Raw genomic sequence first — 14,530 nt, 5'->3', positions numbered from 1 at the left:
GACCTTCAGCATGCTTTGCCCATGGCGGTGCGGGGTGACCCACTGCGTCTGACCCAGGTGCTGGCCAACCTGTGCAGCAACGCCATCAAGTTCACTGAGCAAGGCGGGCATGTCGCCGTCAAGATAGAAATTATGGAGGATGCCGGGCAGGAGATGACGATGCATTTCGCGGTGAGCGACACCGGCATTGGCATCTCCGCGGAGCAACAGGAATCACTGTTCACGCCGTTTACCCAGGCCGACAGCTCGACCACGCGCAAGTACGGTGGGACGGGACTCGGGCTCAGCATTTCCAATCGGCTGGTCGAGATGATGGGCGGCGCCATGTGGTTCACCAGTACAGTCGGCGCAGGCAGCGTGTTCCACTTCACGGTGCGTTTTGAACGACAGGAGGCGGGTACTGCCAGCCGCACGACATATCCTCGCGCGCTGCGCGTACTGGTGGTCGACGACGTAATCACCACCCGCGAAGTGCTCGGTGACATGCTCGAAGGCTTTGGTTACGGGGTCGACATTGTCGAGAGTGGCGAACAGGCACTCGAACGCCTGGGCGCAGAGGAAGATTACGATGTGGTGCTGATGGATTGGAGTCTGCCCGGCATCGATGGACTCGAAACGGTGCGACGCATGCGTGCCGGTCGCTCCCCGGACCGACCGGCTCCGCCGGTGGTGATGGTCACGGGTTGCAGTACCGACGTGGTACGCGAAGCCGGCGAAGATGTGCCGGTGACGGCCGTGGTGAGCAAACCGGTACTACCTTCGACATTGCTTGACACAATACTGCATGCCACCGGCCAGCGCGCGGCGGTGCGCGACCGCGCCGCTTCGCGCGGAGAGCAGCTTTCGGCGGCCATTGACCAGCTGCGGGGCGCGCGCCTGCTGGTGGTGGAAGACAACGACATCAATCAGGAAGTCATCGCCGAAATGTTGGGTGATGCTGGCATTGAGGTCGTGTTGGCGGAACACGGGGCCAGAGCCCTGGAGCGGCTTGATAACGCGACGTTTGACGGCGTACTTATGGATTGCCAGATGCCGGTCATGGACGGCTACACGGCCACCCGCAAGATTCGCGAGATCCAGAAGTTTGCCGACATGCCGATCATTGCCCTGACCGCGAACGTGATGAGCGGTGATCGCGACCGTGCGCTGGAAGCAGGTATGAATGATCACCTTGGCAAGCCCATCGATCGCAAGGCGTTGTTCGCGGCGCTGGTGCGTTGGGTACGCCCCGCGACACTCTTGGCCGGATCTGCAGCACAGACGTCGCACGCGGCAATCGCGCCGGAGATGTCTGAGCCCGCGCGCCGCCATCACAGCGGGCTTCCAGAATTGCCGGGTCTGGACATGGACGCAGGGCTGGCCATCGCAAGCGACAAACCGGACTTCTATCGCCGCCTGTTGCTGCGCTTCCGCGATAATCAGAGCGGCTTTGGCGAACGTTTTGCCGGCGCGCTCGCGAACGGCGACCTCGAAGCGGCAACGCGGGTCGCCCATTCGCTCAAAGGCGTCGCCGCCAATGTCGGGGCAACAGGCGTGCAGCAAGCGGCCGACGTGCTGGAAAAAGCCTGCAGGAGTGGCGCGCAGGAAGGCGATATCAGGCAGCATGCCGCCGTCTTGGATACGCAGTTGGCACAGGTGCTGGCCGGGCTCGACGCCCTGCTGGCAGACGAGCCGCCCGGATCACTGCCGGACTCGGCGACCGGCGCCGCAAAAGTTCACCGGGTATCTATGACCTGAGAGCGGGGGGATTACGGATCCCCGATAGGGGAATCCAAACTTCTGCCATGCACCGTCGGGCTCGACGCCGCGCCCGGACTTTAGCGCCACGCCTTGCGCGATGGGTTGAGCAACGTGAATTGTGCGAACGCCAGTGTGCTGTAGTCAGCCGTGGGTCGCTTCCAGTCACCGTCCGTCCGCAGCGGCCAAACCAACGAGTCCGCGACCGTTCACTCTTCGTCACCCTCTCGCACTTCAGTCCCTGCCGCCGCCCGCCGCTAAAAAGAACACGCAGTCCGTGCGGACCCTAGAGCGGGGCCGAATCAGACCACGCGCAATGGAGGGGCAGGGTGTTGGGCTGGTTCAATCGCAAAGTCGACAAAGCATTGCAGCTAGGCGTGTGTGCGGCCCATGGAGGGCTGGGTGCCGCCGTGGTCAAGCATGATGTCGGCTCCCCGCCGCGCTTACAGTGGACGCTGCATATCCAGGGCGAGGAAGGACTGCGTGGCTTGAGCAGCCTCGCGCAGCAGCGCAAAGCTCGCGGCATTGGTGCGGTCACCACCCTCAATCACGATGAGTACACGCTGGTGATGGTCGACCAGCCGGATGTTCCGCCCGCTGAAATGCGCGCCGCAGTGCGCTGGCGTCTGAACGAGTTGCTGGATTTTCACGTCGGTGATGCGGTGGTCGACATTTTCGACGTACCCGGCAGCGCCGGTGCCCGCTCCAATCGCGTCTATGCCGTGGCCGCGCGCAGCGCCGCCGTCCGCCGTGCGGTCGATGAATTCGCCGCCAGCGGGCTGAGCCTGGCGGTGATCGACATCCCTGAATTTGCGCTGCGCAATCTTGCCGAACGTCTGCCGGAAGATGCCCATGGCGTTGCGGTAATCGCCCTCGAAGCCGAGCGCGGCATCTTGACCATCACCCGCCAGAGCGACTTGTATCTGTCGCGGCGCTTGGACTTCGGAACAGCCCGCCTGTTCGGTGCCGGTCCGGCGGTGGACGCCGCCAATGAAGGCGTGCTCGACAGTCTGGTGATCGAGATTCAGCGCTCGCTGGATTACTACGAACGGCACTTTGGCCAGAATCCGATACAGACCATCGTGCTGGCGCCCTGCACCGTGCCGCTCAGCGCGGCGCGCGCCTACCTGCAGAGCCAACTCGGTGTGGCGGTGCGTGAAATGGACTTGAACCAGATGTTGGCCGTTGACGAGACGCTGGATGGCAACACCCAGGCCCATTGTCTGCTCGCCATCGGCAGCGCGCTGCGCCGCGAAGAGGTGGCGCTGTGAAACAGCAGATCAATCTTTTCCAACCGGTATTTCGCAACCCGCGCAAGGTATTTTCGGCGCTGACCCTGCTCGCCATCGTTACCGCTTCGATGTTGGCCCTGCTGACGATGGCCGGCTATGGCTACTGGCGCACCCACACCCTGGCCGCCGAGGTCGCGCAATTGTCGGCGACCCAGGCGCGCGAGCAACAGCGCCTCGAACAATTGCGCCAGCAGTATCCTGTGCGCGTCAGCAGCCCGCTTTTGCAGCAGGAACTGGTGGATGTGGAAACGGCGGTCGGTCGCGTTCAAGCCCTGGCCGGCGCGCTGCAGGGCGGCGCGCTCGGCAACACCACCGGGCTGTCATCCTATCTACTCGGCTTCTCACGTCAGCATGTTGACGGAACGTGGCTGACGCATATCGAAATCGCCGACGGCGGTGTGATCGGCCTACACGGCCGCGCCGTCAGCCCGGCCTTGATCCCGAATTCGTGCAGCGTCTGGCGGCTGAGGCGGTGTTTGGCGGCAAGGCATTCAGCGGCTTTGAATTGCGGCACGACCCCGCCGATGACCATGCCATCGAGTTCTCGGTGACTACCGACGGTATTGCCAAGCGGGAGGACGAGCGTGGCTGATTTCAAGCCGTGGCTGGAACGCATCGACAGCCTGAGTCTCAATGAGCGCGTCTTGTTGCTGGGTGCGACGGTGCTGGTGTTGCTGAAGATCTGCGATGCCTTGTTGCTGCGACCGATAGAAGCCGAGCGCGCCCGTCTCGAAGGGGAAGTCGCGACCTTGAGTCAAAATCTGCGCGAGACCCATTTGCTGGCCGATTCGGTGGTCAATGCGGCGCGCGACAATCCCGATGCGACGGTAGAGGCCGCGATTGCGCGCCGACGCTCTGAACTCACCACCCTCGACCAGGACGTCCAGGCCAAGATCGGCAACATGGTACCGAGCGAGCGCATGGCCGAGGTGCTGTCCGCAGTGCTGCGCCGCTTCGACAAGCTGCAGTTCGTGGCCCTGGAAGGGCTCGGCGCTGAACCCATCGCTATGCCCGCAGCGCAAGCGGGTGACGCGCCAACAGGCGACACCGACAAAAGCCAGGCCGGTGCCTACCGGCATGGCATCCGCATTCGCTTCAAAGGCAGTTATTTCGACACGCTCGCCTATCTGCGGGCTCTCGAAGCCTTGCCGTGGGGATTTTTCTGGGACCGCATCGAACTCGAAACCAAAGACTATCCCAACACCGAAGGCGCGATTGTGGTCTACACGGTCAGCCTGAGCCGCCACTGGATTGGGGTGTGACCGATGCGTTGCTGGGCCCTCATGCTGTTCGTTCTCTCCACTGCCGCCGTCGCCGCACCGCGTGAAACGCCGCCGCAGCCCGAGCCACTGGTTGACCCAATGCGTCCACTGGCCGTGCCGGGCGCCGGGGCGACAGCCGTTTCCGCCCCGCAAGACGAGCAAAGTTATGCGCTGTCCGCGATCAAACTGGACGGCCGACGCTCCCACGCCATCATCAATGACGAACTCGTTTACGAGGGCGGGCGTATCGGCCAGGCGGTAGTGCGAAAGATCCGCAGTCAACAAGTCGATATCAGTACAAGCAAGGGGCCGCTGGTGCTCCGCCTTAACAGCTATGAGATCAAACATGACATTGAAGTCCGCAAACATCTCCGCTGAGCGGCGTGTCCTCGTACCGGCCTTGTGTGCGCTGCTGCTGAGCGGCTGTCAGAATCCGCCGCCGCGCACCGACAATCTGACCGCGATGCAGACCTCCATCGACGCGGCACGCAGCGCGCCGCTGCCCGCTGCGACGGCGCCCGCGCCACCGGTGCCGGACGAAGTCAGCCGCGCGCTGGTGCCGACCCTCAAAATCGACGCGGCGGGCACAACCGCGCCCGCCGAGCAACGCTTCGAAATTTCCGTCAATGAAGTGCCGGCGCGGCAGTTCTTCATGAGTCTGGTCGATGGCACGCCATACAACATGGTCGTGCATCCTGATGTTGCCGGCAAAATCTCGCTGAGCCTCAAGAACGTCACCATTCCGGAAGTGATCGCCGCCGCCCGCGACGTTTACGGCTACGAGTTCCAGCGCACGTCCTATGGATTTCAGATCATGCCGGCACGCCTTGAGGCGCGCGTCTATCCGATCAACTACCTGAACATGAATCGCAGTGGTTCGTCCTCAACCTTCGTCAGCGCCGGCACGCTGCAGCGGGGCAACGATGAAGACCGCAACGACTCGCAGGGCGGAACCCAGAACGGCCAGGACCAACCGGTAGAAAGCAACGGGCATCGCCGCGGCAGCAACAACAGTCGCTCCGCGGTCGGCACGCAAATCACCACGCGACAGCCCGAGACTTCGTTCTGGCAGGAACTGTCGGCCTCGGTTGCCGCCATCATCGGTGAAGGCAATGGACGCAGTGTGGTGGTCAACTCGCAATCCGGCGTGATTGTGGTGCGTGCACTGACCACCGAGCTGCGCGAGGTGGAATCCTTTCTGTCGGCGGCGCAGTTGATTGCCCAGCGCCAGGTGGTGCTGGAGGCGAAAATTCTTGAAGTCGAGTTGTCCGACGGTTTTCAGTCAGGCATCAACTGGTCGAGTGTGATTGGCGAATTCACCCTCGGCCATACCGGCGGTGGCACCGTGTTCCCGGACACCACCGTGGCCAGCAACAATCGCGGCGCGCAGTTCTCGCTGCCCAATCTGGCGAGCATGGCGGTGCCGGCATCGGGCTTTGGCGGCGTGTTCTCGCTCGCGCTGCAGGGCAAGGATTTCGGTGCCTTTCTCGAATTGCTCAAAACCCAGGGCAACGTGCAGGTGTTGTCCAGCCCTCGCATTTCGACCATGAACAACCAGAAAGCGGTCATCAAGGTCGGTACTGATGAATTCTTTGTGACCGATGTGTCCACCACCACGGTGACCGGCACGTCGACCACCTCCACGCCGAATATTGAACTGACGCCTTTCTTTCCGGCATCGCGCTCGATGTGACGCCCCAGATCAGCAAGGCCGGTGAGGTGATGTTGCACATCCACCCGAGCGTCAGTGAGGTGACCGATCAGCAGAAGAACATCACGGTCGGCGGCGTATCTCAGAAGCTGCCGTTGGCGCGCAGCACCGTGCGCGAATCCGACTCGATCGTGAAGGCGCTCAACGGACAGTTGGTGGTGATAGGCGGTCTCATGCAGAACCGCGACGCTGATCTGGACGCCAAGACGCCCGGGCTTGGAGAACTGCCGATGGTGGGTGCGCTGTTTCGTCACAAGCAGAGCAGTACGCGCAAGAGCGAGTTGGTGATCCTGCTGCGGCCCATGGTCATCGATACACCCAGCGACTGGTCCGCCGCATTCAACAACGCGCATGAAGAACTCGGTTCGCTCGGCGAGGCTGCGCGCCAGATGGCTGAAAAGCAGGTCGGCGGCACGCTGGGCATCCCGCAGCCCTGAGCACGTAGTTCGTTAGTCACAGGAGGGGCACAGATGTATCTGCAACATTTCGCAATGAACGAAATGCCGTTCACCCTGACGCCTGACACGGCGTTTTTCATGACCCGTGACGGCTATCACGATGCGCTCAACGTGTTGTTGGTGTCGTTGCGTGCCGGCGAAGGATTCGTGAAGGTGATTGGCGAAGTGGGTACTGGCAAGACCATGTTGTGCCGCACGCTGCTCAAGCAACTCGGTGACGAGTTCGCCAGCGCCTATCTGCCCAATCCTTATCTGCGGCCGTCCAGCCTGTTGTTTTCGCTCGCCGATGAGTTGGGTGTCATCTACCCGAAGCGCGCCACCCAGCATCAACTCACACGCTGTCTGACCGATGCCTTGCTCGCCTTGCATGCCGGTGGCAGGCAAGTGGTGCTGTGCATGGACGAAGCCCAGGCGGTGCCGGTAGCGACCCTGGAAACCCTGCGCCTGCTGACCAACCTCGAAACCGAGAAGCGCAAACTGCTGCAGGTGGTGCTGTTCGGTCAGCCCGAGCTGGAAGCCACCTCCAACCAGCCCTCGATTCGGCAACTGCGCCAGCGCATCACCTTTGCCTACGAACTCCAGCCGCTCGGGCGGGCGGCATTGGACAAATACATCGCCCATCGACTGCATGTCGCCGGCTATCGCGACGGCGATTTGTTTGAGCGGCGCGCACTCGACGCGCTGTACGAGGGTAGTCGCGGTGTGCCGCGCCTGGTCAACATCCTCGCCCACAAGTCGCTGATGGCAGCCTACGGCCTCGGCTTGACGACCGTCAGCCGTCGTACGGTGGGGGCCGCCATCGCTGATACCGTCGACGCGCGCGAAGCTGGAGTGCAGCGCACCTATCCGCGCGGCCTGGGATGGTTGCGTCTGTTGGCGGGGCACGCATGAGCCTCATCAACAAGATGTTGCGCGACCTCGACCAGCGCCAGCGGCGACGCAGCGTGTCCTTGGACGGCGTACTGGCCAATCTGGTGCCGGCCGATGTGTTGCCGCGCGAGGTGAAAGTCCATCCGGCTTTACCGTGGGTGTTGTCGGCAGCGTTGTTCAGCACGCTGCTGTTGTGGGATCGCGATGCGATCATCGACATCGGCATGACGAGGTCGGCGCCGTTTCGTGCCGTTGCCTCGGCGCCGGCGCCAACCGGTGCTGCCGTGGTCGTTACCCAGTCCGACATCGCGCCTGCGCCTCCAGCTTCTGCCGTGGCGGCGCCGCTGGACGTGACGCCGCCCGCACCCACTGTTGCGGCGATGCCCGCGACCACCACCACGCCGCCCGCGCCGGCCGCATTGACCGCAACGCCATCGCCGACACCACCGCAAGCGGTCGTCGAAGCAATCAATGCACCTCTGCCGCGCCGCCGCCTGAGCCCGCCACCGACAGCGATACGCCGCGCCGTTTGTTCGAGCCTGCAGCGCCGCCGGTGGCGCTGGACGCGGATTCCGAACTGGTAGAGAACTTGGGGACGATGCATATTTCGCGTGCGCCCCCGAGCCGTAGCGACGATCAGGCGAGCGCGATACAGCAGGCCGAGCAGGCCTTCGTACGCGGCGATACGGCGGTCGGCCTCGCGCTTTTGAAAGCGGCAGTGTCGCGCTTCCAGGGCAGCGAAAGACTGAATCTGGCTTATGCACGGCATCTACTGCAGGCGGGCCGTAGCGGCGAAGCGGAAACCGCGTTGCGCGAGGGGCTCAAACAGGCGCCCCGTGCGGCCGCTCTCGCGCAAATGCTCGCGCATCTGCGCTACGACGCCGGTGACAGTGCCGGCGCGCTGGCGGTCCTCACCCGTTCCGCTCCACCCGTTGCCCAGGCGCTTGAGTACCACGAGTTCCTCGCTGCGCTACAACAGCGCCAGGGAGAGCACGCGGCGGCGGTGGCCACCTACCGCGAAGTCCTGCAGGCAGCGCCATCCCATGGCAACGCGTGGATGGGTCTCGCCATATCACTTGCCGCGCTCGATGCACGCCGCGAAGCGGTGGCCGCTTTTAGCCAGGCACGATCCAGCGGCACGCTGTCACAGACCATGGACAGCTATGCCGCCGCTGAAATCGTTCGCCTGCAGGCCAGCCCATGAGTTTGCCGCGCAAGATTCGACTCGGCGATCTGCTGGTCGAAAAGAAAGTCATCTCGGCGCACCAGCTTGATCTGGCGCTCGCCGAACAGAAAAAATCCGGGCGCAAACTTGGTCAGGTACTGGTCGAGACCGGCTGCCTGACCCAGGACAGTCTGCTGACCTTCCTGTCGGAACAGCTCAATGTGCTATTCGTCGAACTGGGCCATTACCAGTTCGAGCCGGATACCATCAAACTCATTCCCGAAATCCATGCACGGCGCTTTCGCGTCATTGCCTTGAAGCAGCGTGGCACGACCTTGCTGGTCGGCATGGCTGACCCGACCAATCTGTTCGCCTACGACGAATTGACGCGCCTCGTGCATCGGCAGATTGAAATTGCCGTGGTACGCGAAGATGAATTGCTGGAGGTTATTGACCGCGCCTATCGCCAGAGTGACCAGATCTCGGGCCTCGCAGAACAGCTCAACGACGAACTGAAGGACAGCGACTTCGACGTCGACCAACTGGCCGCGGGCGCCGACCTGAGCGAAGCGCCAGTGGTCAAACTGTTGCACTCGCTGTTTCAGGACGCCGTGCAAATCAAGGCTTCGGACATCCACATAGAGCCCGACGACACGGTGCTGCGCATCCGCATGCGCGTCGACGGCATTCTGCACGAGCAGGTATTGAACGAGCGACGTATCGCCGCTGCTCTGGTGCAACGCTTGAAACTGATGTCCAACCTCGACATCGCCGAGAAGCGTCTGCCGCAGGACGGCCGCTTCAGCATCAGGGTAAGTGACAAGAGCATCGATGTGCGCATCGCGACCATGCCGCTGCAGACCGGCGAAGCGGTGGTGATGCGCTTGCTCGATCAGAGCGACGGCGTGCGCGACCTCGACCAACTCGGTATGCCGCCGTCATTGCTGCGTCGCTTCAGCCGCGCCCTGAAGCGACCGCATGGCCTGGTGTTGGTGACCGGCCCGACCGGCAGCGGCAAGACGACCACGCTGTACTCGGCGCTCAATCACCTGAACGACCCGGCGGTGAAGATCATCACGGTCGAGGACCCGGTCGAGTACCGGCTGCCGCGGGTCAATCAAGTACAGGTCAACGCGCAAATCGGACTCGATTTCGCGCGGGTGTTACGCACCACCTTGCGTCAGGATCCGGACATCGTGCTGGTAGGCGAAATGCGTGACCAGGAGACTGCGGAAATCGGTCTGCGCGCCGCCATGACCGGTCACCTGGTCTTGTCGACGCTGCATACCAACGACGTGGTCAGCAGCGTCAGCCGGCTGTTGGACATGGGCGCGCAGGGATATCTGCTGGCCTCCGCATTGCGCCTGGTGCTGGCACAGCGCCTGATCCGCTGCATTTGCGCCGACTGTCGCGCGCCGACCGAACTCGATACCGCCGAGCGGATCTGGGTGCAGGGACGCCTGGGCGACGAACTGCCGCTGCCGGTCTATCAGATGGGTAGAGGCTGCCACCGCTGCAACAACACAGGCTTCCGCGGTCGTATGGGTGTGTATGAAATGCTCGAAATCGACGGACCGATGGCCGATGCGCTGACCCATGGGGACGGCGTGGAGTTTGCGCGGCTGGCGCGCGCCAGTGCCGGCTATCGCACGCTCGATCGGCTGGCGCTGGATCACGCGGCAGCCGGCTTGACCACTGTCAGCGAAGCGTTGCGGGTTGCCGCCGACGGCGAGTTCGGCGATCTGCCGGAGTTGCACGCCGGCGGCGGCGCAGAGCCCGGTGACGGCGATGCGCAAGGCGGCCCGACCGTGACCACGCCGCGGCGCAACGCGGCTTGAGCCGACGAATTCCGGTCCGCTCATGGCCCAATTTGAATACAAGGGGCGCGGTCGCCGCGGCGACCTGATCAAGGGCACACTGGAAGCCTCGTCGCGCGACGCGGTCGCAGCCCAGCTTCTCACCAGCGGCATCACGCCGGTGGATATCCAGGTGGCGGTGACGCGCGTCGATGTCCTGGCGGCGCTTCGCGAGATGCTGCAGCCAAACAAGCCGTCACTCGACGATTTGATCTTGCTGTGCCGGCAGATGTACACCCTCATTCACGCCGGCGTGCCGATAGGACAGGGTCTGACCGGGCTGGTGCGCTCGGCACGCAACCCGGTGCTCGGCAAAGTGCTCGCTGAAATTCGCACCGTGCTGGAGAGGGGTCGCGAACTGTCGACTGCACTGGCCCAGCACCCGCAGATTTTCTCGAGCCTGTTCGTCAACACGGTGCGCATCGGCGAAAGTACCGGCCGGCTCGACGATGCTTTCCTGCGCCTGTCGGAATACCTGGAACGGGATCGCAACACCCGCGCCCAGATTAAAAGCGCGCTGCGCTATCCAAGTTTTGTTATCAGCGCGATCGTTGCTGCCATCGGCGTCATCAATGTGGTGGTCATTCCGCAGTTCGCGCAGATTTTTGCGCGTGCCAAGGTCGAACTGCCGCTGCCGACACGCCTGTTGATTAGCATGTCCAATTTCTGCACGGAGTACTGGGGTGTGATGTTGTGCGCGGGCGCGCTCGCCGCGTTCACTTTTCGTGCCTGGATCCGCTCCGAGCAGGGCCGCTACCGATGGGATGGCATCAAGCTGCGCTTACCGCTGGTCGGCGACATCATTCACCGCGCAACCCTCGGCCGCTTTGCGCGCGGCTTTGCCATGTCCATGGCTGCCGGTGTGCCGCTGACCCAGGCCCTGGGTGTGATGGCGCAGGCGGTCGACAACGAGCAGGTCGGCGAGCGCATCCGCAACATTCGCACTGGCGTCGAACGTGGCGACACCCTGACGCGCAGCGCCACCGCAACCGGCATGTTCACACCCCTGGTCTTGCAGATGCTGGCCGTCGGTGAAGAAACCGGCGCGGTCGACCGCATGCTGGCGGAGTGTGCGAGCTACTACGAGCGCGAGGTCGATTACGACGTCAAAAACCTGAGTTCGGCCATCGAACCCATTCTGATCGTGGTGCTGGCGGGCTTCGTGCTGATATTCGCACTCGGCATCTTTCTGCCGATGTGGGATCTGGCCGGCGTCAAATTGCAGGCCGGACATTGAACGCGATGGCAGGCCGCTAAAGTTTTCAGGCAGGGCCGACGCTAAGAATTCCAAGCATGTCTGCTGATCGAACTGCGTGTCGTCAGGCACAGATTTCGACAACGCCACATTGCCAGCCAGAAACTCAAACACGAGACGGACATCTATGAATCGGAACATGGGCGGCTTTACGTTAATCGAACTGATTGCGGTAATCGTAATCCTGGGCTTGCTGTCGGCCTTCGCATTGCCGCGCTTCGCCGGTGTCGAAGGACAGGCGCGTGTCGCCTCCATCAACGGTCTGGCCGGCAGCATCCGCTCAGCGGCGGCGTTGGCGCACGGCGTTCAAATCGCGCAGAACGTCAGTGCGAGCACTTCGGTGACCATGGAAGGTAATGCGGTGGCGATGGTCAATGGATATCCCACGGCCGGCGCCGGAGGCATTGAAAACACCATCACCGACACCACCGGCTACACCCACACTGCGGCCACCGGTGTGTACACGGTCGCATCCGCGGGTACGCCTGCCAACTGCAGCGTTACCTATGTGGCCCCGACTGCGGCGAATACCCAGCCGACCGTCACCGTCGTCACCAGCGGCTGTCCATAAGCGACCCGGCAACGCGGCCACGCGTGTAGCGGCCATGTCTGCCGCACACCGGGCCACGTTGCGCCCTGCGCCGATGGCACAGGGCGGATTCACACTGGTCGAATTGATCACGGTCGTGGTGCTGGTGGGCGCGATGGCGGCCGTGGCGGCGCCCCGCTTCGCCGATCCCGGACCGTTCCGCGTGCGGGCATTTTTCGACGAGTCGGTGGCGGCCACGCGCTATGCGCAAAAGCTAGCCATCGCGTCGGGTTGTAACGTGCGCATTGCCTTCAATGCCGGCTACAGCGCGTTCATGTCCTGCAACAGCGCAGCGGAGACCGGCGTGCCGCGGCCAGGTAGTGCCGACGCCCTGAGCGGTGCCGCCCCGGCGGCGTCACTGTCACCACCACCAGCATCACTTTCGACAAAATCGGCCGCGCGGTTGCGATCACAGCCGGCAACGTCGTCAGCGTCGGCAGCTTTTCCTTTTCAGTGGATGCGGAAACTGGGCTGGTGCAGTGAGCGGCTACCACCGGCAGCAAGGCTTGAGTCTGGTCGAACTGATCGCCGCCATGGCGGTACTCGGTGTGGCGCTCGCCGGGATCCTGTTCACCATTAACGCCAGCATTGCACGGAGTGCAGATCCGATGGTGCAGGAACAGGCGTCTGCGCTGGCCCAGGCCTACATCGAAGAACTGGGTTCCAAGTCATTCTGCGACCCTGACTTCTCCGCCAACTGCGCGAGCGTCTGTACAACCTCGGCCTGTGGCACCTGTGCCGGCGCCATTGGCGCTGCCGAAACACGCGTGAGCTTTGACGACGTGTGTGACTACAACGGTCTGCGCGACGTCGGTGCCCGTGACCAGTTCAACAACGCGATCGTGCAGCTCTCGCAATACACCGTGGCGGTGAACGTGAGCAGTGTCGGTGAGAGCCTGAATGGTCTGACTTCAAACAGTGGTGCAGTGGTGAGGGCGACGGTGACAGTGACGCATGCCAGTATGCCAAATCCGGTCGTGCTGTCGGTTTATCGCGCCAATTACTGAAGCGGCGATGGCCATGCGCGGCAATCACGGATTCACCCTCATCGAAATGATCTCGGTGATGGTCATCACCACCATTCTGGCTTCGGTGGTGTGGCGCGCCATCGTGCCGCAGATAACCGGGGCTCGCGATGGCACCACCCGCGCTGCGCTGGTGGACTACGCCGAGACTGCGCTCAGCCGTATAACCCGCGAACTGCGTCTGGCGTTACCGAACAGCATTCGCGTCAACAACGCCGGCACCGCCATCGAATTCCTGCGCACCCGTTCCGGCGGTCGTTACCGTGCTGAAGGGGACGGCAGCAATAACGATTTGTGTACCGCCCCCGATGCCGACGCCATCAACCTCGCCAGTACCCGCGACTGTGTGGAGTTGGTGGGTGGGATGCCCAATGCCGCGCAGATAGTCAGCGGCAGCGGTGGTCGTACGGCGTGCATGGCCGGGCGCATCGACTGCATTGCTGTCTACAACACCGGGCAGACCGGCGCCAATGCCTACAGCGGTGATGATCTTGCGGGAGTCGCGGCGGTCGTCAACAACGCGCGCGGTGTGGCATTGACCTTCGATCGCAGTGATGTCGGTAGCCTGCTGCCGCGTGCTTCGCCCAATCAGCGGCTGCATGTGGTGGACAGCGCGGTGAGCTTTGTGTGCGATCTCGGTACCGGTACGCTCAGCCGCTATGCAGGCTACGGCATCAGCGCCGCGATGGCGGTGCCGCCGGCCGGCAGCGCGCAACCTTTGGCGCTGGACGTCAGTGCCTGCGTATTTCGCTACACCCCGGGTACGGCTACGCGGGCGGGCCTGCTGTCCATCCAGATTGCGGTCAGTGCCGCCAACACCATCGCGGGAACGACCGAGACCGTCAGTCTTTTGCAGCAAGTCAGTGTGGTGAACGCGCCGTGAAGCGCACACGGGCCAGACCGGGGCCGGTCGCGGGGTTTGCACTACCCGCGGCGATATTTCTGATCACGGTGCTGGCGGCCATCGCCGGAGTGCTGATCAACATTGCCGGTTCGCAGCAGGCCAGTTCGCTGCTTTCGATCCAGGGCGCTCGCGCGTTCAATGCCGCCCAGAGTGGGCTCGCCTATGCAGCGCGTGCGGCGCTGGTGGGCGCCACTTGTGCCAATACCAGTTTCAGTTCGACCACCGCCGGTCTGCTCGGCTTCACGGTCAGAGTGACGTGCAGCGCTGTCACCGTCACCGAAGGCACTTCCACCTACGTGGTATACAGCCTCGGTGCGACTGCGACTTCAGGCGCAAGTGCGACCGGAGATTTGGTCACCCGCACATTGCTGGCAACGGTCACGAGCGCGCCGTAAAGGACCAAAAC

Annotated in this window: 16 protein-coding genes and 1 pseudogene; all 17 read left to right on the top strand. The window is 63.2% G+C overall.

Going from position 1 to position 14,530, the window contains the following annotated elements; genetic code table 11:
• Positions 1 to 21: 21 nt before the first annotated feature.
• Positions 22 to 1,737 carry a response regulator gene (locus IPM80_16090; protein ID MBK8959891.1) on the top strand — a complete coding sequence of 572 codons (1,716 nt, stop codon included), beginning with the start codon at positions 22 to 24 and terminating at the stop codon, positions 1,735 to 1,737.
• A 329-nt stretch (positions 1,738 to 2,066) separates the two neighbouring features.
• Positions 2,067 to 3,008, top strand: a complete 942-nt coding sequence (locus tag IPM80_16085; protein MBK8959890.1) for a hypothetical protein — start codon at positions 2,067 to 2,069, stop codon at positions 3,006 to 3,008.
• Entirely contained in the window at positions 3,005 to 3,580 is a 576-nt protein-coding gene (locus IPM80_16080) for a hypothetical protein (protein MBK8959889.1), read from the top strand. Before IPM80_16085 ends, IPM80_16080 begins: the two co-directional genes overlap by 4 nt.
• Positions 3,581 to 3,673: 93 nt before the next feature.
• Entirely contained in the window at positions 3,674 to 4,291 is a 618-nt protein-coding gene (locus IPM80_16075) for a hypothetical protein (GenBank protein ID MBK8959888.1), read from the top strand.
• Between the two features lie 21 nt (positions 4,292 to 4,312).
• Entirely contained in the window at positions 4,313 to 4,669 is a 357-nt protein-coding gene (locus IPM80_16070) for a hypothetical protein (GenBank protein MBK8959887.1), read from the top strand.
• Between the two features lie 22 nt (positions 4,670 to 4,691).
• Complete coding sequence (locus tag IPM80_16065; protein ID MBK8959886.1) at positions 4,692 to 5,984, top strand: secretin N-terminal domain-containing protein; 1,293 nt, start codon at positions 4,692 to 4,694, stop codon at positions 5,982 to 5,984.
• Positions 5,981 to 6,439 (top strand): hypothetical protein, encoded by a 459-nt coding sequence (locus IPM80_16060; protein ID MBK8959885.1) that lies wholly within the window; start codon positions 5,981 to 5,983, stop codon positions 6,437 to 6,439. Before IPM80_16065 ends, IPM80_16060 begins: the two co-directional genes overlap by 4 nt.
• Positions 6,440 to 6,472: 33 nt before the next feature.
• Positions 6,473 to 7,351: an AAA family ATPase gene (locus tag IPM80_16055; protein MBK8959884.1), complete on the top strand. Its 879-nt coding sequence runs from the start codon at positions 6,473 to 6,475 to the stop codon at positions 7,349 to 7,351.
• A complete protein-coding gene (locus IPM80_16050) occupies positions 7,348 to 7,914 on the top strand; it encodes a hypothetical protein (GenBank protein ID MBK8959883.1) in 567 nt (188 codons plus the stop codon). The genes IPM80_16055 and IPM80_16050 overlap by 4 nt, the downstream gene beginning before the upstream one ends.
• A complete protein-coding gene (locus tag IPM80_16045; GenBank protein MBK8959882.1) occupies positions 7,884 to 8,534 on the top strand; it encodes a hypothetical protein in 651 nt (216 codons plus the stop codon). The genes IPM80_16050 and IPM80_16045 overlap by 31 nt, the downstream gene beginning before the upstream one ends.
• Positions 8,531 to 10,333, top strand: coding sequence for a Flp pilus assembly complex ATPase component TadA (gene tadA, locus IPM80_16040; protein ID MBK8959881.1), 1,803 nt, complete (start codon positions 8,531 to 8,533; stop codon positions 10,331 to 10,333). Before IPM80_16045 ends, tadA begins: the two co-directional genes overlap by 4 nt.
• 22 nt (positions 10,334 to 10,355) lie before the next feature.
• Complete coding sequence (locus tag IPM80_16035) at positions 10,356 to 11,588, top strand: type II secretion system F family protein (GenBank protein ID MBK8959880.1); 1,233 nt, start codon at positions 10,356 to 10,358, stop codon at positions 11,586 to 11,588.
• Between the two features lie 145 nt (positions 11,589 to 11,733).
• Positions 11,734 to 12,177 (top strand): prepilin-type N-terminal cleavage/methylation domain-containing protein, encoded by a 444-nt coding sequence (locus IPM80_16030; protein MBK8959879.1) that lies wholly within the window; start codon positions 11,734 to 11,736, stop codon positions 12,175 to 12,177.
• 73 nt (positions 12,178 to 12,250) lie between these two features.
• A pseudogene (locus IPM80_16025) lies at positions 12,251 to 12,421 on the top strand (prepilin-type N-terminal cleavage/methylation domain-containing protein).
• A 280-nt stretch (positions 12,422 to 12,701) separates the two neighbouring features.
• Positions 12,702 to 13,202, top strand: a complete 501-nt coding sequence (locus IPM80_16020) for a hypothetical protein (protein ID MBK8959878.1) — start codon at positions 12,702 to 12,704, stop codon at positions 13,200 to 13,202.
• 13 nt (positions 13,203 to 13,215) lie between these two features.
• Positions 13,216 to 14,103, top strand: coding sequence for a type II secretion system protein (locus IPM80_16015; GenBank protein ID MBK8959877.1), 888 nt, complete (start codon positions 13,216 to 13,218; stop codon positions 14,101 to 14,103).
• The gene (locus tag IPM80_16010) at positions 14,100 to 14,519 is read left to right on the top strand and encodes a hypothetical protein (GenBank protein MBK8959876.1); all 420 of its coding nucleotides are present in this window, start codon (positions 14,100 to 14,102) and stop codon (positions 14,517 to 14,519) included. The genes IPM80_16015 and IPM80_16010 overlap by 4 nt, the downstream gene beginning before the upstream one ends.
• Positions 14,520 to 14,530: the final 11 nt, after the last annotated feature.

This window comes from Pseudomonadota bacterium, assembly GCA_016719885.1.
Classification (GTDB): domain Bacteria; phylum Pseudomonadota; class Gammaproteobacteria.
This window is presented reverse-complemented; position numbering and strand designations above follow the sequence as displayed.